The organism is Qipengyuania sp. ABI-127-1, assembly GCA_022953095.1.
GTDB lineage: Bacteria > Pseudomonadota > Alphaproteobacteria > Sphingomonadales > Sphingomonadaceae > Qipengyuania.
Genome location: JALJCR010000001.1, coordinates 452,215 through 476,274 on the forward strand (window position 1 = coordinate 452,215; position 24,060 = coordinate 476,274).

Annotated in this window: 17 protein-coding genes, 1 tRNA gene and 3 pseudogenes; 13 read left to right on the top strand and 8 right to left on the bottom strand. The window is 60.2% G+C overall.

Annotation, left to right across the window (positions count from 1 at the left end; all coding sequences use genetic code 11):
• Window positions 1-172: 172 nt before the first annotated feature.
• The 4 genes from MUY37_RS02190 to MUY37_RS02205 all read left to right on the top strand — a co-directional run bounded on the left by MUY37_RS02190 (window position 173) and on the right by MUY37_RS02205 (window position 5,747).
• Window positions 173-259: transfer RNA gene (locus MUY37_RS02190), tRNA-Leu, on the top strand.
• 177 nt (window positions 260-436) lie between these two features.
• On the top strand, window positions 437-1,639 hold the full coding sequence (locus MUY37_RS02195) for a tyrosine-type recombinase/integrase (protein WP_499193837.1): 1,203 nt from the start codon (window positions 437-439) through the stop codon (window positions 1,637-1,639).
• A 262-nt stretch (window positions 1,640-1,901) separates the two neighbouring features.
• Entirely contained in the window at window positions 1,902-4,076 is a 2,175-nt protein-coding gene (locus MUY37_RS02200) for a hypothetical protein (protein ID WP_157668099.1), read from the top strand.
• A gap of 192 nt (window positions 4,077-4,268) precedes the next feature.
• Window positions 4,269-5,747 carry a hypothetical protein gene (locus MUY37_RS02205; protein WP_347209442.1) on the top strand — a complete coding sequence of 493 codons (1,479 nt, stop codon included), beginning with the start codon at window positions 4,269-4,271 and terminating at the stop codon, window positions 5,745-5,747.
• A gap of 202 nt (window positions 5,748-5,949) precedes the next feature.
• On the opposite strand, the gene MUY37_RS02210 is transcribed toward MUY37_RS02205, so the two are convergent.
• From MUY37_RS02210 to MUY37_RS02220, 3 genes are all read right to left on the bottom strand, one after another.
• Entirely contained in the window at window positions 5,950-6,984 is a 1,035-nt protein-coding gene (locus MUY37_RS02210; protein ID WP_232468695.1) for a tyrosine-type recombinase/integrase, read from the bottom strand.
• Between the two features lie 786 nt (window positions 6,985-7,770).
• Complete coding sequence (locus tag MUY37_RS02215; RefSeq protein ID WP_066842330.1) at window positions 7,771-8,892, bottom strand: patatin-like phospholipase family protein; 1,122 nt, start codon at window positions 8,890-8,892, stop codon at window positions 7,771-7,773.
• Between the two features lie 61 nt (window positions 8,893-8,953).
• Window positions 8,954-9,562: a TetR/AcrR family transcriptional regulator gene (locus MUY37_RS02220; protein WP_499193838.1), complete on the bottom strand. Its 609-nt coding sequence runs from the start codon at window positions 9,560-9,562 to the stop codon at window positions 8,954-8,956.
• Between the two features lie 294 nt (window positions 9,563-9,856).
• Between MUY37_RS02220 and MUY37_RS02225 the strand changes: the two genes are divergently transcribed.
• From MUY37_RS02225 to MUY37_RS02250, 6 genes and pseudogenes are all read left to right on the top strand, one after another.
• Window positions 9,857-11,314 carry an efflux transporter outer membrane subunit gene (locus MUY37_RS02225; RefSeq protein ID WP_066842334.1) on the top strand — a complete coding sequence of 486 codons (1,458 nt, stop codon included), beginning with the start codon at window positions 9,857-9,859 and terminating at the stop codon, window positions 11,312-11,314.
• Complete coding sequence (locus MUY37_RS02230) at window positions 11,311-12,417, top strand: efflux RND transporter periplasmic adaptor subunit (RefSeq protein ID WP_192796942.1); 1,107 nt, start codon at window positions 11,311-11,313, stop codon at window positions 12,415-12,417. Before MUY37_RS02225 ends, MUY37_RS02230 begins: the two co-directional genes overlap by 4 nt.
• Window positions 12,414-15,542, top strand: coding sequence for an efflux RND transporter permease subunit (locus MUY37_RS02235; protein WP_499193839.1), 3,129 nt, complete (start codon window positions 12,414-12,416; stop codon window positions 15,540-15,542). The genes MUY37_RS02230 and MUY37_RS02235 overlap by 4 nt, the downstream gene beginning before the upstream one ends.
• A 31-nt stretch (window positions 15,543-15,573) precedes the next feature.
• The gene (locus MUY37_RS02240) at window positions 15,574-16,245 is read left to right on the top strand and encodes a LysR family transcriptional regulator (RefSeq protein WP_083987516.1); all 672 of its coding nucleotides are present in this window, start codon (window positions 15,574-15,576) and stop codon (window positions 16,243-16,245) included.
• A 44-nt stretch (window positions 16,246-16,289) separates the two neighbouring features.
• Window positions 16,290-17,641 (top strand): IS3 family transposase gene (locus tag MUY37_RS02245; RefSeq protein WP_499193840.1). Its coding sequence is split into 2 segments (ribosomal slippage): window positions 16,290-16,625 and window positions 16,628-17,641, totalling 1,350 coding nucleotides; the frame shifts between segments, so codons are not numbered across the junction.
• Window positions 17,642-18,049: 408 nt separating this feature from the next.
• Window positions 18,050-18,858, top strand: a pseudogene (locus MUY37_RS02250) (IS3-like element ISEli1 family transposase); the annotation flags it as partial.
• A gap of 209 nt (window positions 18,859-19,067) precedes the next feature.
• Here MUY37_RS02250 and MUY37_RS02255 read toward each other — a convergent pair.
• Window positions 19,068-20,364, bottom strand: a pseudogene (locus MUY37_RS02255) (IS110 family RNA-guided transposase).
• Window positions 20,365-20,517: 153 nt separating this feature from the next.
• Here MUY37_RS02255 and MUY37_RS02260 point away from each other — a divergent pair.
• Window positions 20,518-20,880: pseudogene (locus MUY37_RS02260) on the top strand (integrase core domain-containing protein); the annotation flags it as partial.
• Window positions 20,881-20,909: 29 nt separating this feature from the next.
• Here MUY37_RS02260 and MUY37_RS02265 read toward each other — a convergent pair.
• Both MUY37_RS02265 and MUY37_RS02270 read right to left on the bottom strand, forming a co-directional pair.
• Window positions 20,910-21,080 carry a DUF2188 domain-containing protein gene (locus MUY37_RS02265; protein WP_083987518.1) on the bottom strand — a complete coding sequence of 57 codons (171 nt, stop codon included), beginning with the start codon at window positions 21,078-21,080 and terminating at the stop codon, window positions 20,910-20,912.
• Window positions 21,081-21,233: 153 nt separating this feature from the next.
• Window positions 21,234-21,458 (bottom strand): hypothetical protein, encoded by a 225-nt coding sequence (locus tag MUY37_RS02270; RefSeq protein ID WP_054525419.1) that lies wholly within the window; start codon window positions 21,456-21,458, stop codon window positions 21,234-21,236.
• A 249-nt stretch (window positions 21,459-21,707) separates the two neighbouring features.
• Between MUY37_RS02270 and MUY37_RS02275 the strand changes: the two genes are divergently transcribed.
• On the top strand, window positions 21,708-22,523 hold the full coding sequence (locus MUY37_RS02275) for an HNH endonuclease (RefSeq protein ID WP_066842344.1): 816 nt from the start codon (window positions 21,708-21,710) through the stop codon (window positions 22,521-22,523).
• 30 nt (window positions 22,524-22,553) lie between these two features.
• On the opposite strand, the gene MUY37_RS02280 is transcribed toward MUY37_RS02275, so the two are convergent.
• Window positions 22,554-22,937 carry a DUF3768 domain-containing protein gene (locus tag MUY37_RS02280; RefSeq protein ID WP_066842346.1) on the bottom strand — a complete coding sequence of 128 codons (384 nt, stop codon included), beginning with the start codon at window positions 22,935-22,937 and terminating at the stop codon, window positions 22,554-22,556.
• On the bottom strand, window positions 22,934-23,122 hold the full coding sequence (locus MUY37_RS02285) for a hypothetical protein (RefSeq protein ID WP_066842348.1): 189 nt from the start codon (window positions 23,120-23,122) through the stop codon (window positions 22,934-22,936). Before MUY37_RS02285 ends, MUY37_RS02280 begins: the two co-directional genes overlap by 4 nt.
• Window positions 23,123-23,784: 662 nt before the next feature.
• On the opposite strand from MUY37_RS02285, the gene MUY37_RS02290 reads away from it, so the two are divergent.
• Window positions 23,785-24,039: a hypothetical protein gene (locus MUY37_RS02290; protein ID WP_499193841.1), complete on the top strand. Its 255-nt coding sequence runs from the start codon at window positions 23,785-23,787 to the stop codon at window positions 24,037-24,039.
• Window positions 24,040-24,060 lie beyond the last annotated feature (21 nt).

A 24,060-nucleotide genomic window follows, 5' to 3' on the forward strand; every position in this document is an offset into this window, starting at 1 on the left:
GTAATCGCCTGTATCCTAGTCGCTGAATGTGTCGCTGCGCCCCTTGCCTCAACCCTTGGCCGCCCGCAAGCGTTCCGGCGGTCGCGAAAGACGTTGACAGGACTCGCCCCCCTTCGCTAGTGGCGCGCCCCTACCCGCAGCCGTGCTTCGATGACCGGCCAGCGACAAGTGTGCCCAGATGGCGGAATTGGTAGACGCACCGTCTTCAGGTGGCGGCGCTCGCAAGGGCGTGGAGGTTCGAGTCCTCTTCTGGGCACCATTTGTTCTCATCAGAACGTTCCAAAACATTGCAGAAATGGCGGAATTCTGCCATTCTTGACCTCTAGCGCAGAAAGCGAGGTCTTGTTTTGTTCCGCTTTGTTCCAACGTCTGTGGGGGCCTCGGCTGGGGGCTCCAGCTCAAAAGCCCCCAAATCGCACGAAAGTGAGGCCCCCAAATGAGCCTCAATGTGCAGGAAATCAAAGGCTTCCGGGCTGCCGACAAGTCATACAAGAAATACGACTCGCGGGGGCTGCTGCTTTTCGTGAAGCCGAACGGCTCCAAGCTCTGGTATTTCAAGTACCGCTTTGGCGGTAAGGAGAAGAAGCTGCCCATCGGCGCGTTCCCTGAGATCAGCTTGTCGCAAGCGCGCCAGCTTCGCGACCGAGCACGGCTCAAGGTTTCCGATGGCATCGATCCAATGCTGGAGCGTAAGCGCAAGAAGGCCAGGATCAAGCTAGGTGCGGAGAACACCTTCGAGGTCATCGCCAATAAGTACATCGACGAGAAGATGGTGCCCGAAGGCAGGGCAGAGGCCACGCTGCGCAAGGCGCGCTGGTTCCTCGAACTGCTCAAGCCAGCGATCGGCAATATGCCAATCAACGATGTCGATCCGCAGTTGATGCTGGCGGCGCTCAAGAAACTCGAAGCCAAAGGTAATCTCGAGACAGCGAAGAAGTGCCGCTCCTTCGCAAGCCGGGTGTTCCGGCATGGAGCTGCGCTTGGCCAGTGCCAAACCGATCCGACTTCGATCCTGCAGGGTGCACTGGTCACGCCCAAAGCACGGCACTACGCGGCGATCCTCGAACCAGAGAAGTTGGGCGGGCTGCTCCGTGCTATCGATGATTTCGAATGTTACCCGGCGACGAAGTTCGCGCTGAAGATCGCACCCCATGTCTTTGTGCGACCCGGTGAGCTTCGCCACGGCGAGTGGAACGAGATCGATTGGGACAAGGCCACCTGGACAATACCGGAAGGCAAGATGAAGGCGCGGCGGGCCCATGTGGTGCCGCTATCACGCCAAGTGTTGGACCTGTTGCGAGAGCTCAAACCAATTACCGGCAGCAAGGGCTACATCTTCCCGGCGTTCCATACGAACCAGCGCCCGATGAGCGAGAATACGATCAACGCGGCATTTCGGCGTATGGGGTTCACTAAAGAAGAAGTGACGGCACACGGACTGCGCTCGACTGCTTCAACGATGTTAAATGAAAGCGGCCTCTGGCATCCTGACGCCATCGAGCGGGCACTCGCTCATGGTGACAGCAACGCTATTCGTGGCGTCTACAATCGCGGGAACTACTGGGATGAACGCGTAAAGATGGCGCAATGGTGGAGCGACTATCTTGATGAGCTTCGACAACGCGGAGCGAGTCGCTGACTGCAATTTGAGATGGTGGCGGCTTTGCGCCCTATTCCAATCGTTCGACCGTAGATCGATAAAATCCAATTATGGCCGTTCAGTTGGGCGCCGTCCGCATGCTTCCTGATGTTGCGTGAGCAAAATAGCGGACAAGCGTCTGTTGATTCAGAAATCGCGCACCGGCTACTTAGAGGACGGGAAATTAGGGTAGCCGACATGGTGAAAAATTCTCATTCGCAGCATATCGTCACGCACTGTCGGTCATAATAAAGAGAATGAATTGTCCCAGTTCCAGCCAGTATCAGATCTTGCGGCCCGGCTAATTGCCGCCAAAAGCCAGCGGGCGATGGTCGCGCTGCTTCGGAACCAAGTCCGCCAACCCACGTCGAAGTCACTCGCCTCGGATGTCAAGGCTCATGTCCAATTGCTGGCAAAGTATCTAAACGATAACCGCGCGGGCGAAGCAATCGCGACGGCACTCGCCATGATGTTTCTCGACGCGGATCATGCCATCGCCTGCATGCGGCGCGAGGGTGTTTTGCGAGCATCGCGGTATGAATTCCGGGGATCTCTGATCGGCAGGGTTGCCAAGGCCGCGCTCAGCGTGCGCGAGCTGCTGACGGCGTCCCCTGACCGAATCGTGTATCTCGAATCGGTCGTGGCGCTTTCGCGCCTCGCCGGCAACGCCCGGGCACTACAGAAAGAGATAGAGACGACGATCCGGTCGCGCCATGCCGTGGTACTGAAGACCGTATTCGTGATGGTTAACACCTTGTTCTACCACGGCTGGTTGAACGACCATGAGGCAAGCTCCCTGAGCGGCCATCGCTACTCCTCGGAAGAGTATGCTGAAGCGGCCTCGCTCGTGTTGCGCACCTACGCTTCTATGTTTCCGGTCGATGGCGTCAGCTTCACACATGTGGACACGGACGCTTTCACGAAGAACGCGCTCGTCTACGAGCGGTTGCTTGTTGCCGCTATCCGCCTTACGAAGTTCAGGGAAGCCGAGTTCTTCATCGACGGCCTTCCGTACCGCGCCGACAGTGCGGGTGAGACCGTCACCATCTCCTCCATCGATCCCGACCTCGAGCGCTCCGTCCGACTTGGCTACATCCAGTCACAGAACCAGGGAATGATCCGCTACACGCACCTGCAGCAGACAAAGCCTGCGATCTCCATGCGCTCTGTTATCGACCGCGGCTTCGAGCGGGGCAGCTTCGGGGAGATGCTTGAGCTGGTTGAACAACCGATACGTAGATTGGTTTTGCGCCTGCCGGCCGTGCCTGAAATTTTCGAAGAGTTCTTCGCGCGCGACGATCTGTTTCTCGACGAACTCCAAATGCTCCTCGCGCTCGACGTCGACAACTTCGGCACGTTCGAGGAATTGATCTTTTCGATCACCGACCACGTCACCTCGATGGACGTCTTTAAGGTGCAGCGCTACTTCAACTTTCTCAGTTGCGCCTATCAGCGACGTCTTTCGGACCTGAAGGACGAGTCCGAGCGCGGGGAGTTGACCCTGACCTCGACTTTGCTCGTCATCCGTCACGACGACCTTATAAAGCAGATGGAGCTGATTTTCGGCGATGTGGACAAAGCCGTTGAGATCGTCTCCCTCCTGACGATGGAGCCGGGCGAGCCGCACCTCGACCTACAGTATCGCCCTTTCTTGGATACCGGGGGCTACTACGTCATAGCGCCGCACGTTGTCGCGGCTTCAAACCTCGTGCGTAACACGATCGTCGCCAACCGTCTCCGGTCTGCCGCCATTGGCCCCAAGGACCGCGTGGTCCAAGCTGTAACGGAGGCGCTGGGTTGCGCAGGCTTCCTCGTCCATAGCGACTTTGAGGTGAAGGTTGCTGGCCAAGAGTTGGAACTGGACGTTGTCGCCTGGCGCGATCGGTCGCTCTTCCTGTTCGAGTGCAAAAACGCTTACCATCCGGTGTCCGTCCACGAGATGCGCAACAGCTGGGATCATATTCGCAGCGCCAGGAAGCAGCTCGACAAGCGGCACAAGATCCTAGCGAACACCAATAATCGGGAGGTCCTCTTTCAGAAGCTCGGGTGGGATGTCGACGCGTCCTGCGAAGTCCACACCGGTATTGTCATCGGTAACCGGGTCTTCCACGGAGCAAACTTAAACGGACACCCAATCCGGCAGGCCCACGAACTGATCAACGTCCTAACGAGCGGACGCATCGTCGCGGATGAGGACAGCCTATCATTTTGGCGAGGTCCTGACTTCCAAACCGCAGATTTAATTGCCTATCTTGGTCCCGCGTCGATTGCTACGGATCAGCTGGCGGCGCTGGATCCTCGCGAATGGCGCTATTCGATGGGATACCGAGACCTCGCGTTCTCATCGTACGTACTCGACATGATTAAGTGGGACCGTGAACTGCGTGCGAGGCATGGACCGCCCGTGATTGGTGGGAGGCGGCAGGGTTTGAGCTGATCTCGGGAAATTGCTTTCGGTTAGATGCCACCGCATCGCTTGTAACTGTCGCCGACCAGTCATTGCTGCTGTGGATCGGTTTGAAGGATTGGGGGATAGATGAGTGGAAGCCAAGGCAGACAGCCTTCCGATCAACAAAACGAGGGCGATAGCATCGACCTCTTTATATCGCGAGAAGAGTTGATCGCTCGCTTGGCTGACGACGTCCGGCTTTACGATCCTGATCGCCAGAGCGGCTTCGAGCGGATGTCACGAGAGCGCTTCGAGGCGCTTGCACTCTGGGGCCTGCCGCAGGACTTTAGGGACGAGTGCTCGCCCACATCCTTCTGGTCAGCCGACCGGGAGCGGCTCCTCGCCGTGGTCTATCTTAAGGGTGGTCCCGGCAAAGTGGGCCTCGCGGTGATCGCTCGCGATGGCGAGGGACGCTACCGCCCGGTTGGACATCAGCGAGGCCTTCCGACGGTCCGGGCCGCCGAAGACATGCTGCGCGGCAACATGGGGCTATCGGCCCTCGAACTCAAACCAACCCTAAAGCCATTGCCCGACCAGCCCAAAGGGACCGACCTATTCTCGCCGATCGCCGAAGTAGATGAAACGGCCCTGCATCCCGGCTTCAGAATCCTTCGAGACGGCGTAGCGCAGCGCGGGGCGAAAGCGCTAATGGCCGAGCTTTCGCGCTGGGTGCCCGACTTGGACGGCAACCTCGCCCGAGACTTCCAAACGACAGGTTACAGCGCCCGCGTCTGGGAGATTTACCTGTCATTCGCGTTCCGCGAAATGGGCTTCCGGTTACGTCACGATCATCAGTCACCCGACTACCACTTGGAGCGAAACGGGATCGAGCTTTTCGTCGAGGCGACTACCGCTAACGCACCCGACACCCGCGCTGTGGCGACAACGGGCGGAGAACCGCCTCCCGTTCCTGATGATCGATGGTCATTCCTTGAAAAGGAAATGACACTGAAGTTCGGGTCGCCCCTACATACCAAAGTCGGCAAGCGCTACTGGGAGCTTGATCACGTCAAGGGAAAGCCATTCGTACTGGCGATCGCCGACTTCCACGCGCAAGCCTCGATGACTTGGTCGCATACAGCGCTGCCTATCTATTTATATGGTCGTTCCGCCGCCGTCAGCACCGGACCTGATGGCCGCGAATATGGCGAGGAAAAGCGTATTGACGCCTTCGAGAAGGGCTCGAACCAGATACTTCCGTTTTTCGAGCAGGATGGGACGGAGAACGTGTCGGCCGTGCTGTTTAGCAACGCGGGTACGATCGCTAAGTTCAACCGCATGGCGGTGCGTGCTGGCTTTGGTGATCGGTTCGTTACCCTCCGGCGGTCTGGTGGCTGGAACGACCCACGCCCAGACGCCTACGAGGCCATCCCTTTCGATTTTGACGTGGAGGATCCCGCTTACTGGGAAGGTTGGGCCGACGAACTCGAGCTACACCACAATCCGCGAGCGCTCTACCCCATTGACGACGCGCTGTTTCCTAACATTGCAAACTTCCGGATCGAGGATGGCGAGGGGGTTTGGAGAGGCCCATCGCCACGTGTCCTATTCTCTCGCACCGTGACGCTCGATCTTCTTGGCCGCGAAATCAACGACGATCATCAGCCTGCCGCCGGTGCAGAGGATGCCGCGGGAAAGGCCTCCCGCCGCTCTCCCTAGTGTTCAGACCGCGCTTTGACCTAAGGACGGTGATACGGCGCCCCTGACACTTGCCGACACGGAGTTGCATTGCCGATGCGTAATGCAAAGCTGTAAAAACAAAGGCAACTATCGATGAAAGTTCGCTTCTAACGTCTCGTCGGCTGAAAGCTGTCGATCCGCCAATGGTTCAATTCCAGTCCACCCACTCGAAGGCCGGGCACTAAGCGCCCGGTTCCTTCTTCTCGTCGTCCAACGGCGTGCGCAGGACGATCCGGCCATTGATAGGCACCACTTCCAATTGAAGCGAAAGCCCTTTGCGGTCGCGGTGGAACCACGCGGCTCCGATGCGGGTCCAGAAACCCTTGTCGCCCTTGTTGGCGACATGCCAGGCAAGGAATTCCGGCGGGTTAGTCTCCTGCGCGGGTGCGGTATTGCTGCGTGCCATGATGATTTCCTTTCGTGTCTGGTGGCTCGTTGCACCAACGGAAGGGCCGCACGGCCAAGGGCAGAATTCGTGTTCAACACGGGTGCGGAGCGAACTGGCGCGGGCCGGGCATTGAAGGCTGACCGCGTGCGGCCAGTTGGGTGCTTGAGAACGAAGCCGCCCGATCGAAGGGAATTCAAACACATGCCAAACCGTCACACTTGCGCCCTCGATCGCTCTCGCCCAAACGTTCAGCATACTGGTCGGATCGGATTTGCAGCGGGTAGTAGCGACACCGTAGCGAAACACGCGGCCTGCGAACGAGCGGCATTTCTTCGCAGTCTCGTGCTTACCAGTGGCTTCCAGACGTTTGAGAGGAGCCAGGACTTCGAATGGCTCGATCTCGTTGATGGGTCGGTTCCCGATGGCAGGTGCAAGCTTGTCGAGGAAATAGTTGGCCTTGACGATCGTGCCATCGGCGCGGCCATTCTGGACCATCATCTGTTCAATATACTCACGTGCGACTGCTTCGAACGTCTGTGCAGAAAGGAACTCCGCGCGGATTTTCCGCTTCCGCTTCTCAAAAGCCGGGTCGCCCCCTGAAGCAACAGCTCGTCGCGCCTCGTAGGCCGCGTCTCGCGCTTGCTTGAGGCTGATGTCGGGATAGCTGCCGATGCAGAGCTTCTTTTGCGCGCCGCCGATCCGGTATCGGAAACGCCAAAGTTTACCGCCGGTCGGCGTGACCTCAACATACAGGCCACGCTCATCGGTTACCTTGTACGGCTTATCCTTGGGCTTGAGTGCGCGGAGGCGAGTATCTGTCAGAGGCATGTGGGGGCCTTTTCATCTGGGCCTTTGCGAAATGGCCTCAAAAGGCCCACAAAAGTGTCTGGAACCCCCGAGAACAGGCGGGACGATCCGGAACGATCCAAGGGCCAAATCCCTAGGATTTCTGCGGGTTTTATAGATTATTTGGGAGAACGTGAGAAGAACAAATGGTGCCAGAAGAGGACTCGATCGGGCCGCCTAACACGTTGATTTCTGGAGTTCTTCATTCAGCCTCTCAGGCTTAGAACCATCACACTTACCATCAGCCAAGTACGCTGTAGCGGTTCGACGTCAAAACCAGGCAACCTCGCGAGATATCGGCTGACTTCTTCGACAGAGTTGCGATCCGGTCTGCGCGGGTTGAGACCCAGACCGCTGTCTGTCAGAACCCAACCGCAACTGGTAACGCCTTCAAGCGGAGTTGCGATGATGTCCGGTTTAGCTAGATGCTTCATGGGTGCGTCGGCCCTACTTCTCCAGACTGACGTGACGCCCAAAGGCAGACTGAGCAAACCAACCCAAGCATCAGCCAGAATGCAGTTAGAACGACCGCGACCATGAATTGGAGCGTTGTCGGTTTGACGCGATCCGCGACCAACCGGTTGAGCAAAGCGATAGCCGCGCCCATGAAGGTGACCTGTTTCGCGCAGTTCAATGCAACTACCAGCAGGCCCGAGAGAACAAAAATTAGCATTCAGATGCAGCGTCCGCTGGCATTGAGAGATGCTTTTTGCTGGCCTTCGCAACCCGACGGCCAACGCCGTAGGAGGCCGGCAGGCCCCTACATCATCACTGACGTCCCTGCTCTTCGCCATGGGCGAACAGGGCCTGCATGAATGCGGAATCGAACTGCTCGTCTGGGAAGGCGTCATCATCGAAATCGTCACCGATCTGGTAGACCGCAAGCGTTACGCCATGATGGACGGCGAATTCGCGATAGGACCGTAGGATGTTCCTATCGGCATGGGCGATCATGGTTTCGATCGAGCGGCGCAGGATCGAAAAAGCCGTTGGCTCGACGCCTTCGACCTGCGGCGCAAGGCGGCCATTATACAGAATGGTGAAGGAGCCGTTAGTCACATCCGCTCGCTCACGGAGCTCGGCCTGTCCCCACAGGATGCTGGGCGGTATCGCGAGGAAGCTTCCTGCGGTGTCGCCGTCAACATGCATTTCGCGGAAGGGCTGCCCGTCCGCCTCGACATCGATCATTACGGGCGGCATCAGCGCAGGGACGCTCGAGGAGGCTAGAAGGAGACTCTCGATAAGATGCTCGCGGTTGGGCATCGGCGAGACGGCGATAGAACCCAGATCCCAGATCGTGCCGCGCTGCGTGTCAAGATTGGTCGTAGTTACCAGAAGGCGGCGACCCTTCCGGTGTTCCTCTACGATCCGCTCGACAAGTTCGGGCGAAACCTCGCGCTCGATCATTTCGAGCAAGGGACGGCTGGTTGCAAAAGCTGGTCCACCGAGCAGCCCGGAGATCGCACGCTGACGGTAGATGTCGTCCGCGTCGATTGTCGTGTAGAGGCGGCGCAAAGCGTCGTCCTCGCTTGGACCTAGAAAAGCAAAAGGCGCGATAAGCGCGCCGGTGCTGACCCCGATGACGAGATCGAAGTCGGGCCGGTCGCCGCGTTTGCTCCAGCCCGTAAGGAAGCCTGCCGAGAAGGCTCCTTTGTCCGACCCGCTGGAGATGGCCAGCAGGTCGATCGGTTCGTCGTCACCCGAGGCTCGCCTCTCCGCCATCCAGCGATCATGCCATGGCCGGATAATCTCGATTGATGCCTCTGTATCGAACCGCGTGCCGGTGAAATCAACGAGTTGTCCACCCATCCGCGCCGCCGAGGAAACGTCTTCGCGCTCGGGCAGAGTTGCGCAGGCACCGAGCGCGGCAGAAAGGACGATCAAAAGCATCGCTCTCGGCGATGTCCGTCTTGGTATCCGCGAGGCGATACCAGGCCTGCGTCGCATGCTCCTATTTGCCATATCGCGCCATGAAGGTCTGATACGCGGCCGCAGCAATCCGGTGACATTCGTCGATCGACGCCTTCTCGCGCGAGCCGTACAAGCGCGGATCGAAAATCCCGACCTTGCAAAGTTCACCCAATTGCTGGGCGGCAAGTTCATGATCGTCGCACGCTAGCTCGCCCCGCCCGGCCCATAGCGCGATCATGCTCGCTACTTCGCGGTTGCCGCGTTGGGGGCCGTTATACATGAAGGTCGAAGTAGCGAGCGGAAAGCGGTCGAAGCCGCCGATGCAGATGCGGCACAGACGCAGCACGTCGTCGTCACGCCCGAACATGCGTGCGAGGCGCGTGGTGATGACCTTGAGACCTTCGGTCGCGGTCATGTCACGCAATTCCGGTGGTACGATCTCGGTGCGCACCCGGGTCAAGGAATGCTCGACCACCGCAACGTAAAGTGCGTTCTTGTCGCGAAAGTGATTGTAGAGCGTCGGCTTGGCGACTTTCGCCTCGCGCGCCACTGCATCCATGCTGGTACCCTCGAACCCCTCGCGTACGAACACGCGCTGAGCCCCGGCGAGAATAGCCGCCCGCTTCTTCGTCTGCGTGATCTTGTTCATCTGCTCCACTTCGTTCCGATCTGAAAGTGGCCATAGGCGATTCGGTTTCAGAAAGCCAACCCGAAGGTTCATGATGAACTTTTGGGTAGCTTTTCTGCTTGGCGTTCGGAATCGATATACCTATTGATCTCTCGCTAAGTTATTCGACATATTTCGTATCTTCTCAGCGCCTTAACGCGACTTTCGCGCAGGAGCGGCTGCTGAAATCCTTCAGGAACAAGCGACTGACTTAGCAAATTCGTTCTAGATTGTACTAGACGGTTCAGAGCGAATCGCCTAGCAGGCCAGCCCATTATGATCAGACTCACAATGCGACCAGGCCACCATCGCCGATGGATAGCCGCCGTTTTTTCGGCGGGTCTGGCAGGCTGCGCCACGGTCGGTCCTGATTACGAGCGGCCTCCTATCGAGGCGACAGCGACCGACTGGATCGATCGGGAAAGCGTACCGGTCGCCGAAGCGGAATTCATCGCCTGGTGGCGCAATCTGGGCGATCCGGTGCTCACTCGGCTGGTCGAAGCTTCGCTGCAGGACAATCTGACGATCCGACAGGCACTCCTTCGGGTCGAGGAAGCGCGGGCGCGACGCGCGCAAATCAGGGCTTCCGCGCTTCCATCGGTCGGAGCCGATGCCTCCGTCACCGCGCTGCAGCAAAGCCTCAACGCCAATCCGGGTTTTGCACAGATCCCCGGCTTTCAGCGAGAACTTGAAATCTACGATGTCGGGGGGTCGCTCGCCTGGCAGATCGACCTATGGGGCCAAACGCGCCGCGCTCTGGAAGCGGGCGATGCGCGCATCGAAGGCGCGATTGCAGCCGCCAACGGTGCACGGCTCGCCGTGGCCATCGAGACGGCTTCGACCTATCTTGCCCTGATCGGATACCAATCCGAGCGCGGCGCGCTTCTCGCCAGCATCGCGGCGCAGCGCGAACTGCTGGCGCTCTCGAATATTCAGCTTCGCGAGGGCGAAATATCGCGTGCCGACCTGCTGCTCGTTGAAAGCGAGCTCGCCCGCATCGAAGCCGAGCTTCCGCGCCTCGATGTCGAGATAAGGGCTGCTGCCCTGGCTCTCGGGCCGCTGATCGGCGGGTTGCCGGAACGAGAGATCGCGCTCGCGACCGAGGATCGGAACGAGGTCGCGCTGCTCGACGTGCCTGTCGGCCTGCGCGCCGATCTGCTCCGAAGGCGCCCCGATATCGCGCGCGCTGAACGCGAACTGGCGGCCGAGACCGCCGAGATTGGCGTCGCGAGGGCCGAGCTTTTCCCGCAGCTGCGCCTCAACGCGGCAGGGGGCTTCTCATCGATCGCGCTAGATACGCTCTTCGATGGCGACAGCACCAGCTATTCCATCGTGCCGTTTTTGTCGTGGCGCGTCTTCGAAGGCGGTCGAATCCGCGCGGAAATCGATCTCGCTCAGTTGGAAGCGCGCCGGGCTGCGCTTGCTTACGAGCAAAGCATTCTAACCGCGCTCGAGGAAACCGAGACGGCCATCGCCCGCTACGACCTGGGACGTGAGGCACTTGCACTGAGCGAGCGCGCCGCGACCCTTTCGGCAGAAAATTACCGCCTCGCCCGCATCCAGTTCCAGTACGGCGCGATCGACCAGCTTCGCTTGCAAGAGGCTGAGCGGGGTCTGCGGAATGCGGAACGCGGCCGAGCGATTGCCTATCGCCAGGCGAGTCTTGCCATGGCGGGGCTGTACGCCGCACTCGGCGGCGGCTGGCAGGCCGCACCATCGGGAGACCCATCGTGAAACATACCCTCGCCCTTTTTGGGTCAGCCTTCTTGCTGGCTGGCTGTTCCGAAACGGAAAAACCGCCCGAGCCCAGACCTGTCGCCTGGGTCGAAGTCGGCGCTTCGGAAACCACATCCGACGATCAAGTGACCTTCCCGGCGCGCGTACGCGCCGAACAGCGCGCGTCACTCAGCTTCGAAGTCGGTGGGACCCTCACCTCCGTACGCGCCGAGATCGGCGATCGGGTCGGACGCGGCGCGGTGGTCGCGACACTCGATTCCGCGACCTATCGCTTCAATGCCGCGTCTGCCGACGCGCAGGTCGTCGAAACCCGCGCGCGGCTTGCGCGCGCCCGACAGGAAGCGGAGCGACAGCGCGCGCTCTTTGCCGAGGGTGCAACCTCCGAGACGCGGCTGGAGACCGCCGATGCCGAGGTAAACAGTCTCGAGGCCCTTCTAGATGCCGGGCAGGCGCAGGCTGGCTCGGCGCGCGAGACGCTTTCCGATACCCGATTGCGCGCCCCCTTTTCGGGTCGTGTGGCGCGCAGGATCGTCGAGCCGGGCACCCAGGTCTCCCCCGGCCAGCCGGTGCTCGAGCTCGACGGTTTCGGAACCGAAGTGGTCTTCAGCGTCCCCGGAACGCTGCGCGATCGGCTTGCCACCGGTCAATCGGTCGAGGTGCTCCGACCGGGACGCGACGTGCCAGCTCTTGCGGCGACCATCACCGAGATTTCCAGCCGCGGCAGCGGGCCGGGCGCCTTCGAAATCGTCGCACGGGTGATGGCCGGTGAAGGGACGATCGAGCCCGGCGAGGTGGCCGAGGTTCGCCTGTCTCGCGACGCCGGTAACGAAGAACCGCGGCCACAGTCCGCCACTTACGCGATACCGCTGACCGCCATCATGCCCACCGGTCCCGATCGCGGAGAGGTATGGGTCGTCGACACGCAAACCGATAAAGTTTCCGCGCGCACCATCCGGTTCGAAGCGGCGAGCGAGAACCGCGTTACGGTAACGAGCGGGCTGAAGAGCGGCGACGTCGTCGTCAGCAAGGGAGCAGCCTTTCTGCAAACCGGTGAGCGCGTCAGTCTGATCGGCGCCGGCGCGCGGCGGTTCGCATCGTGAGCAATCTTTCGGAACTCGGCTTCCGCTACCGCGCGGCGGTTTTACTCATCGTTGTGCTCGCGATGATCTACGGCGTCGCGAGCTATTTCACGCTTCCCGCGCGCGAGGACCCCACGATCACTATCCGCGAAGCCGTGGTCGTTACCGCGCATCCGGGGATGGACGCGACACGGGTCGAGACCCTCATCACCACCCCGCTCGCCGAAGCTATCAAGACGATGCCCGAGGTCGACGAAGTGCGTGCCACTTCAATGGAGGGACAATCGATTATCCATGCCGAAGTCGCCTTCGCCACCGACGATCTTGATCAGGTGTGGGACGAACTGGACGAAAAGGTCGAGGAGACTGTGGGCCAGTTCCCTGAAGGTACGATGGCGCCAATCATCAACGACGAGTTCGGCGATGTCGCGGTCATTACGCTGGCGTTGCAATCTGCCGATTTCCCGATGGACGAGCTGGGCGATCTTGCGGAGCATGTGCGCGACCAGCTCTACACCATTCCCGGCACCAAGCGCGTCGACATCCTGGGTCGACCGCAGGAGCGGGTCTATATCGAGATGAGCAATGCGGTGCTCGCCCAACTCGGCGTTCCGCTCGATGCGGTCGCTGCGGCGCTCGCACAGCAGAACGTCGTGGCGCCCGGTGGCGCAATCGAGACCGAAAGCCGCCGATTGTCGATCGAACCGTCGGGCGCCTTCGAAACACTTGAAGACGTCAGAAACCTTTATCTCGACCTCGGCCCGGCAGGGACCATCCGGCTCGGCGATTACGCGCAGGTCAGCAAACGATCTATCGATCCTCCGTTGCAGCGCGCCTATTTCAACGGTGATCCTGCCATCGTCTTCGCCATCTCGATGGACGAGGCGCAAAGCGTGATCAACTACGCCGATCGCGCGCAGGAAACGATCGACGACGTGCGCCAGTCGCTGCCCGCGGGCATAACGCTTGAAACCATGACCTGGCAGGCCGAGCAGGTGAAGAACGCTGTCTACGGCGTTAGCTTCAACGTCCTCCAGACGTTCGCCATCGTGCTTGCGACCATGATCCTCTTCCTTGGCCTTCGCACGGGGCTCGTAATCGGCGCAGTGGTTCCTGCGGTCGTGCTGATCACACTCGCAATCATGGGCATGTACGGCATCAAGCTAGAGCGTATGAGCCTTGCAACCATCGTTATCGCGCTCGGCCTGCTGGTCGATAACGGCATTGTGATCGCGGAGGATTTCGAACAGCGCCTCGCCGAAGGCATCGACCGGCGCAAGGCTATCGGTCAGACGGGCGGAGAACTCGCCGGGCCGCTCCTCGCGTCGACACTCACCATTATCCTTGTGTTCCTGCCGCTCATGCTCGCGCAGCAGGAATCGGGTGAATACACGCGCAACATTTCGCTCGTCATCCTGATCGCTCTGTCGAGCTCTTGGCTGATCGCGGTCACGGTGATCCCCACCCTGTGCTATTGGTTCGCCAGGCCACCCGAGGAGCAACAGAAGGGCAAGATCAGGGCCAAGGTTGACGAAACGTTCGACTGGGGATCGGCGCGCTACGAGAAGCTTCTTCGCTGGGCGCTCGCGCATCGCAAGCTCTATCTTGGCGGCATGGCCGCGCTGTTTGCTATCGCAGCGGCATCGCTGCAGCTGGTTCCGCAACAATTCTTCCCCTCGTCCGACCGTGCGCAGATACTCGTCTATGCCGACATGCCCGTAGGAACCTCGAGCGTTGCGATGGACGAAAAGGTTCAGGCGATCTCCGAGTTCATTGACGATGACGAGCGCTATCCAGACTTCGACAGCGTGGCTTCCTATTCAGGGTTTGGGGGACCGCGCTTCGTGCTGTCGCTCGCACCATCGGACCCAGCCCCCAATAGGGGTTTCCTCGTCATCAACGCGAAGGACGCGGAGGTGCGCGATGCCGGTGTCGAGCAATTGCGGCAGGACATGGCCGTGGCCTTTCCCGACACTCGGATGCGGATCGCGGGGATGTTCCTCGGGCCGAGCGATCCCAACGTGATCCAGGTGCAGGTTCGCGGCCCGGACCCCGATGTCCTGCTTGAAACGGGCGACAAGCTCGCGGGCATCCTGCGCGAGGTCGAAGGGACGATCGACATCTTCTCCGATTGGGAAGAACCGTCCATGCAATACAGGGTCGAGGTCGACCAAGCGGCCGCGCGTGCGGCGGGCGTGACCTCGGCCGACGTCTCGCGTGCGCTCACGACCTATTTCTCGGGGCAATCCGTAGGCGTCTATCGCGACGGCGATGATCTCGCGCCGATCGTCATTCGTGCTCCCGAAATCGAGCGCACCGATCCGGCCCGACTGGAAGCGGTGACGCTTGTCGGGGCGGAAGGAGCGGTCGTACAGTTGGGTGAAGTAGCGATGGCTTCGCTTGTCCCGCAACGGGGACGCATCCAGAGCGAGAACCTGATCAAGACGCTCACGGTCGAAGCGCGTCCTACCTCGGTCACCCCGCAGGACATGGTTCCGATGGTGCAGGACAAGCTCGACGAGCTCGAGGCGATGCTGCCGCCGGGTCATCATATAGAATGGGACGGCATTATCGCCGAGAGCTCGGAAGGCACCAGCGCGCTGCTCGCCAATCTGCCCCTGATGATGGGGCTGATCGTCATCATGCTGGTGATCCAGTTCGGTGCGTTCCGACAGGCCGGTGTCGTTCTCCTAGTCGTTCCTCTGGGCGTGATCGGTGCGGCAGCCGGGCTTCATATCATGCAGGCCGATTTCGGCTTCATGGTGATCCTCGGCCTGTTCGCTCTGTTTGGCATTATCATCAACAATGCCATCGTTCTCGTCGACCGCTGCGAGATCGAGCGCAGTGAAGCGGAGAAACGTGCACACGATGAAGGCAAAACGCGCGACGATGCTGACGTTGAGCAAGTAGCCGAAGCGGTGGTCCAGGCCGGCATGCGCCGGTTCCGACCAATCCTGATGACGACGATCACCACGATCCTCGGACTCCTACCGCTCATCATCGGACAGGACGTGCTTTTCTACGGCTTGGCCAGCGCTATCGCGTTTGGTTTGGTGTTTGCTCTGGCAATCACATTGGGCGCGGTGCCCGTTCTGTACGCGTGGTTCTTTGGCGCACAGTCCGCCAGCTCGAAATCAGGAAAGTGATGATTGTACCGTCAACATCCGGGGCTCGTAATTGGCATTCGACATTCGTCAACTAAGATATGCAATCGCTGCAGCGGATCACGGCAGCTTTTATCGCGCCGCCCGCGCCCTTGATGTTGAACAATCAACGCTCAGTCGCTCAGTTATGAAGCTCGAACGATCGGTCGGCGCTCAGCTATTCTTGAGGTCACACTCGGGTGTAGCTCCAACGACCGCCGGGTTGCGATTTCTGCGCAGCGCCCGACCTATGGTCGCCAATGCGGACCGGATGATCGCCAACACGCGCGCGGCGGGCAGTGGCCGTGCAGGAGGTTTCGTTGTCGGGTTCAACAACTCCGTCTCTGCTGGAAACCTTCGTGCTACGCTGGTCGCCGCGCAACGCGAGAACCCTGACCTTAAAATCAACGGCGTCGAATCGGACCGCAGTGCACTTTTCGCGGGTCTCGACAGCGGCGAGATCGATATAGCCATCTTGATGGGCGAGATCGCCCGCGATGATTGTCGGCACGCCTCGTTCTGGAGCGAGCACGTCGTCGCTGCGATGTCGAAGGGTCACGCACTCTATGAGCGTGACACTGTCAACTGGACTGATCTGCGTGGGCAGCGCTTTATGCTGCCGACCGCCGATCCCGGCCCGGACATCCGCGACATGCTGATCGGTATGTCCCCCGTCAGCACCTATGGCACAGATTTGAGGTTGTGATTCAAGGAGGATTTGGGCTTCGTCGTAGTGACGAAGGAACGAAGATGAAGCCCAAATCCTCAAGGTCCAAATTGCCTGCCGAGCAGGTGGTCAAGGACATCCGCCGCAAGACCCGTCGGCATTTTTCATCGGAAGACAAGATCAGGATCGTGCTGGAAGGCCTGCGCGGCGATGACTCGATAGCTGAGTTGTGCCGCAAGGAAGGCATTGCCCAGAGCCTGTACTACACCTGGTCCAAGGAGTTCATGGAGGCCGGCAAACGCCGCCTGGCTGGCGACACCGCCCGTGCAGCGACTACGGACGAAGTCAGGGATCTGCGCCGTGAGGCCCGCGATCTGAAGGAATGCGTGGCCGACCTCATCCTGGAGAACCGCTTGCTCAAAAAAAGCATGATCGCGGATGGGGGAGACGACGCATGAGATACCCCGCATCCGAGAAGCTGGAGATCATCAGGATCGTTGAGCAATCGCATCTCCCGGCCAAGCGCACGTTGGACCAGCTCGGCGTCGCACGGCGCACCTTCTACCGCTGGTATGACCGTTACCTTGAAGGCGGGCCGGAGGCGCTGGCAGACAGGTCATCGACGCCGATCCGCGTGTGGAACAGGATCGCACCCGAGGTTCAGGATCAGATCGTCGAGATGGCGCTGGAGCAGACTGACCTCAGCCCAAGGGAACTGGCGGTGCCCTTCACTGACGAGAAGCGCTACTTCGTGTCGGAAGCCACCGTCTACCGGCTGCTCAAGGCCCACGATCTGATCACCAGTCCGGCCTATACTGTGATCAAGGCGGCAGAGGCGTTCCACACCCAGACCACGCGCCCCAACGAGATGTGGCAGACCGACTTTACCTACTTCAAGATCATCGGGTGGGGCTGGGTCTACCTCTCGACCGTGCTCGACGATTACTCGCGCTACATCATCGCCTGGAAGCTCTGCACCACCATGCGAGCCGAGGACGTCACCGACACGCTCGACATGGCTCTGGCAGCCTCAGGCTGCGACCATGCCAATGTGCTGCACAGACCACGTCTGCTGAGCGACAACGGTCCCAGCTACATCGCCGGGGAACTGGCCGAATACATCGAAGCGAACCGGATGAGCCATGTGCGCGGTGCACCCTTCCATCCGCAGACCCAGGGCAAGATCGAGAGATGGCATCAAACGCTAAAGAACCGCGTGCTGCTCGAAAACTACTTCCTGCCTGGCGACCTCGAACAGCAGATCGAGGCGTTCGTCGAGCATTACAACCACCAGCGCTATCACGAAAGCCTCGACAACGTGACGCCTGCCGATGCCTACTTCGGCAGGGCTGCCGCCATCATCAAACGACGAGAAAGGATCAAGCGAAAGACACTCGAACATCGGAGCTTGCAACACCGCAAGCTCGCCGCCTAAACATCAAACCCAGACGAGGCCCGCACTCCGCAATCCTACGCCGCGAGTTGTGCCAAATGTTTTGACGACGGACAGTCGAGCATCTGCAGCGGCTTGGCGTTCCGGACATCGTGATGGGTGAGCGAGAAATAGCAGCGCGCATGCTTTCGTTCACCGCGCGCCAACTCCAGTCGTCGCCAGGGAAAGGATGAATCGCCTATAATGCAACATTACGTCGTTCATGAGTCCTGGAATTACGATGCCCTAAAGGGCAATCGAAAGTCTTGGGTTAGGCAAGGATGCGAAGTCCATCGCCGAAAACTCTATCCAGAAATGGACCAATTTTCAGGTAGCAGAGCAGATTGACGTGACCCCCTGATTTTCCTCCAAGTTGGATTAGAGTCCGGCCCTGACAGAAGGACGGACGAGATGAAGAGAACGAGGTTTTCAGAAGAGCAGATCATCGGCGTGCTCAAGGAGGCGGAGGCGGGAGCGAAGACCGCCGACCTGGCCCGGCGACACGGGGTTTCGGAAGCGACGATCTACAACTGGAAGTCGAAGTATGGTGGGCTGGAGGTGTCTGATGCCCGGCGGCTCAAGGAGCTCGAGAGCGAGAACGCCAAGCTCAAGCGCCTGCTGGCCGACACGATGCTGGACAAAGCGGCGTTGAAGGATCTTCTGGCAAAAAAGTTCTGACGCCCGCCGCGCAGCGGGAAGCTGTCGCTCATCTTCAGGCATGCCACGGGATGAGCGAGCGGCGGGCGTGCCGTGTCATCGATGCCGGTCGCAAGAGCGTGCGTTACCGTTCCACCCGGGGCGATGACGCCGATCTGCGTGAGAAGCTGCGCGAGCTGGCCAACCAGCGACGGCGGTTCGGCTATCGCCGTCTGCACATCCTGCTGCGCCGGGAGGGGATCATGATCAACCGGAAGAAGACCCAGAGGCTCTACAAGGAGGAAGGCTTGGCGGTGAGGCGTCGACGCAGTCGCAGGCGCGCAGTCGGCACGAGGGCACCTGCTCCGGTGCTCGCCTTACCGAACCAGCGCTGGAGCCTGGACTTCGTGCACGACCAGATGGCGTCGGGCAGGAGGTTCCGGGTGCTCAACGTGGTCGATGACGTGACAAGGGAGTGTCTGGCAGCGGTGCCGGACACGTCGATCTCTGGTCGCCGTGTCGTTCGAGAGCTGACCGAGCTGATCGCCCAGCGTGGCAAGCCCGGCATGATCGTCAGCGACAACGTCCTAGGTCGGGAAGCAGCTGTGGGAAAAGGCCAGCAGGTCTCGTTGCGCCGATCATGATCGGCGCTAATTTCTTTTTGATCCAGATGGCTTCCATCGTCAAGGAATGCGCTCTCGGCCATAGCAAACACAGGATCCAGCGGCCGCATCGGTCGTGGTCCTAACCGTCCTTAAAATGAGATGCGGATGCCAGATGGAAGGCCCGAACATTATCTACAGGGTCGCAGTTGCGCCCTCACGGCACAGCAGAGAGGGGTCCTTCCATCTGGTGTCCGCCCGTTCAAGGAACGGGCGGTACTCGGTTCCCGTCTTGATGACGGCGTGCGCGACGCGCGCCATCTTGGCGGTGAGTGCAGTCATTGCCTTGCGGCGGCGATCAGGGTCGCTGGCGTGTCCTTCCATGTATCGACCCAGCTTATCGCGAAAGCTGTTGTCGCGTTGGCGAGCGGCAACTTGTGCGGCCATCCAGAAAGTGCGGCGCAACCGAGCATTGCCATACTTGGAAAGCTTGGTCCGACCGCGGAATGTGCCGGACTGGCAGGTGGCCAGATCGAGCCCGCAGAACTTGAGGAACTGGCGATGGTGGGCAAACCGTCGAAGGTCCCCGGCCTCGGCGAGGATGGTCAGCGCGTTGATGGGACCGATGCCAGGGATCATACGAAGCAGCTGGTAGTCACGGTTCTCGCTGAGCATGGCATGGGCGGTTCGCTCGATCTCGTCGCGTTGGCGGATCAGACTGCGCGCTTGCGCGATGACCATGCGAAACATGACAATCGCCACGGAATCCTCGTCGACCGGCAGTGCGACCGATGCGCAGGCGGTCTCGTAAATATCGTTGATTAATCGAGCCTTGGAGACCTTGCGGCCGACCAGTGACCACGCCTCGCTCGTGAATGCTTCCTGGCCAAGCGCTGTCATGCTCGCGGGCGTCGGAAACCGCTCGAGCAAGGCAAGAAACCAATCAGACCTGCTGTTGCCGGCGAAGCGCTCGATCTCTGGGAAGTAGAGCGGCAGGTAATGGGTCAGGATCCGGTGCCAGGTCTGGGTCTTGGCCTTGGAGATGGCCTCGTGTGTCTTCGACATCTCCTGCAGATCGTTAATCCCGGCGGCAAGCGGATCGACGTACCGCTGGGTGGCGCCAATCCGCAGCATATGCAGGATCACCTGCGCGTCCTTGGAGTCGTTCTTGTCCCAGCCATTATGTAGAGCCTCTCGGGTCCGGGCCAGGGCCACGGAGGAGATCAGGCGCAGCTCGAATCCTGCTGTGAGCAAGCGGTGCGCCAAGGTGCGGTGATAGTTACCGGTCGCCTCGAAGCCGACGACAATCGGTCTGCCAATATCAGCCAGATCGGACGCAAGGCGGTCGTAATCGGTCTTCGTCGCCATCACTGTCATACGCCGTCGCCGCCCGCCCTCCGGGCGTTCGATGAGTACCTCCTGGCGGTGCTTGGACATATCGATGGCTACCAGCACGGCATCGGCGGGTGTAGAACTGAGCTTGGTCATGGTCGGTCTGTCTCCAAAGTGTTGAGTCGACAACTTCACTTTAGAGACCTGATGACCGGTCATGACCGCCTTGATGAAGCCTGCGGGCGCTACGCGCCCTTGTCTCCATCAAGGCGAGCACTGCCTTCGATAGGCAGCTTTCCAATGTGCTACGGAACCGAGCTCACCAGCAACGCCGTGCTGGCATGGTGCGGCGAGATCGGCGTCGAGTGGCATTATATCGCGCCCGGAAGGCCGATGCAGAATGGCTATGTCGAGAGCTTCAACGGTCGCATGCGGGACGAACTGCTCAACGAGACGCTGTTCATGAGCATGGCCCATGCCCGTGTCGAGATCGCCGCCTGGGTGGATGATTACAACCGGGAGCGACCGCACTCATCGCTTGGCTACGCAACACCGGCGGCGTTCGCCGCCGAACTGGATAAGCAATGGCCTGCTTCGCTACGCCCTACGGGCTCCACTACGCAGCCCATTGCTTCAATCGCGCTTATGCGCAAAACAACCGCCCGGCTCTAATCCCAGCTGGGGGAAAGCTGGGGGTCACGTCACTGGATGTAAAGTTCCGTCTTCTGATTCTGAGCGATCCTTGTTGCAGCCTTGATCGCCTCGGCTTGGGTGTCGTGCACGCTGCTCGCTCTGGATGAGCCAGCCTTCTTCACCGCCCAACCACCAGTTGAACTTCGAACTACGTGCTGACCTTGCTTCGCCATCGCCATTACCTCCACGACGAATATAACAATCCTGCAAACTTGGCGCTAGGTGCTCGAAGCGATCTTTATGGCGACGATGTCCGCAACATCGCCAGAAAACTACGACAATCGACGGTCTTCTATCTGTCCGTCCTAGTCGATCCGCCCGAAGGCCGGGCGCTAAGCGCCCGGTTCCTTCTTCTCGTCGTCCAGCGGCGTGCGCAGGACGATCCGGCCATTGATCGGCACCACTTCAAGCTGCAGCGAAAGCCCTTTACGGTCGCGGTGAAACCACGCGGCTCCGATGCGGGTCCAAAAGCCCTTGTCGCCCTTGTTGGCGACATGCCAGGCTAGGAAGTCCGGCGGATTGGTCTCCTGCGAGGGTGCGGTATTGCTGCGTGCCATGATGATTTCCTTTCGTGTCTGGTGGCTCGTTGCACCAAACAGGAAGGCCGCACGGCCAAGGGCAGGATTCATGTCCAACACGGGTGACCCCAGCGAAGGCCGGGGAAACCGGCGCGGGCCGGGCATTGAAGGCTGACCGCGTGCGGCCAATTGGGTGCTTAAGAACGAGCCCGCCTGATCGAAAGGCATGCAAACACATGGCAAACCGCCACACTTGCGCCTGCGATCACTCTCGCCCAAACCTTCGCAATGGCAATCGAGGGCAGTTCCCGGAAACGCTGGAGCGAAGAGGAGACGGTGCTTGCGCTGTATCTCTACTTCCAGCTGCCGTTCGGAAAGCTGCACTCGGGCAATCCGGAAATCCAGGAGCTTGCCGCAGCGCTCGGGCGCACGAATAGCTCGGTCGCGATGAAGCTGTGCAACTTCGCCAGCCTTGATCCAAAGATCACCGACAGCGGACGCAAGGGCCTGGACGGCGCATCCAAGCTGGATCGCGCGGCCTATGCGGAGTTCGGCCAAGATTGGACAGGTCTCGTCTCGCGGGCCGAAGACCTATGGGCTGCACAGATCGGGCAATTCGACCCATCGCCCGCACCATCGCGCCTCAATGAGAAGCGCAGTGAATTCCGGTTCGAGACCTATCAAGGCGAGTCCACCACACAGGCGCTTGTGAACCAGCGTGTCGGCCAAGACTTCTTCCGCCGCGCGGTGCTCGCCAATTACGAAGAGACCTGCTGCATCACCGGCATCGCCGATCCCCGCCTTCTGACCGCAAGCCACATCAAGCCATGGGGCAAGGACAGCGACAACCGGCACAACCCCGCCAATGGCTTGCTGCTTTCAGCGACACTCGACCGCGCCTTTGATCGGGGGCTGATCACGGTCGATCGCCAACGGCGCATTCGCGTCTCGCGGCAATTGCGCGAAAGCCAGAGCCGCGAGACGCGCGACTTTTTCCAGCAATTCGAGGACGCGACTCTGCGCTCAGCAATCCGGTTCGATCCCGAGCCAGCCTTTCTCGATTGGCACAACGAACATTGCTTCGTCGATCAACGCGCCGCCTGACCTGTCAGGCGGCGCGCGGACTGCCGCCCCTCAATATTCACTGGCGAGCATGATGGTGAGCACCCGCCGGGTCACCGCAGGATTGGCCGGGTCATCGCTGCCAAAATGCAAATCGCGGTCGTAGGCATCGATCTTCCAGAACACGGTTTCGGCAGGCCGCGCAGGTCGCGTGGTCGTCCAGCGATCTTCGCCATCCTGATAGATCGCTCCGAAATCGCGCTCACCGTAAGGATCGTTGTCCGGCGTGAAGGCGTCGAAGGTTTCGATCAGCTCGCGCACCCGCGACTGATCTGCCTCTGACAAGGCTCGAAAGCCTTCGGTTGCCACAGCAACGCATGCAACGCCCATCGCCTGCCGCGCCCGGTCATTAAGCCGCGCAATGCGCTCGCTGCGGGAAAGGGCGCCAGTACTCATTGCACCGCCCTCCCGCCAAGTTCGCAGAGTTCGACCAGCTCGCCAAAATCCTCACGCTCGCCCAGTTCCTCGGCCAAGCGCTGCACGGTTCCGAACGGCAGACCGTTCTCATTGGCCAGCATTCGCAACCAGTCCTCGCGGCACTCGGCTCCGCATGCGCGGTAGTTCAAGATCAGGTCACCCATTTTCTGCCCTCCTTCGGCTGAAAGCCGCATCCGACACGCGGCATGCGGCCTGCCTTCCGGCGAGGATGGGAGGGGGAGGGAAAACCGGAATCGATGCCCTGGCGCGGGCCAGCGGGCACAGCCCGCCACACGGGGGCGTCTATTTCCGGTTTCGGGAACGAGAGGGCAAAGCCTTTGGTGTTCCCGCCAGGGATCGCCCGGCGATCCAGAGAACATCGGCACCCTTGCAACGGCGCGAAGCCGACGGAGGTCCTGCGCACGCGATCAGTGCGCCAGCGGGCCTCCGGCAATGAAAGAGGCAAGAGTGCCTGCGGGTTAGCTCAGGAATGCCGCGCCCTCAGGAGCGCAGAATGCGTGGGACAGAGCGCGTCCACCAGGAATTCCCGCTCTGCTTCGAACTGCTCCTGATCGTCACCCGGGTGGGATGAAACCGCAAAGCGGGTTCAGTCGAGCTTTGCGAGATAGAGCAGGTTGCCCGGAAGGGTAGCTTTCCATTTGTTGGATAAGATTAAACGAGGGGTTCGCTCATGTCGGTCACTTTACGGCAATCGAGCCGCGTTTTGACGTTGACGCAAATCATCGGTCCATCTGGCGAGAGTGTTTATTTCACTGTCAAGGGCATCTGGGTTTGGAAGCGGGCGATTCAACGCAGGTGCGGTGCTATGCAGCAACTCAGAACACCGCTGAAAACCATCGCGCATGGTCTCACAGTCAGCGATCGTGATCGCAGTCAGCTTGACGAGGCCGGGCGTTTTTACCTCGTTGGACAGACGGCGAAGAACGTGACTTACCGCTTCCTCAACCGCGATTTCCCACGTGTCTCGCAGCGATCCGGCGATAGATTTTACCGTTTCACGCCATTTGTCCTGATCGCCCTGATCGGGCAGGCTGTTGATCCCGCCCGGCACGGCCTGTAGAAGAAGAGCAGTTCATTCCAA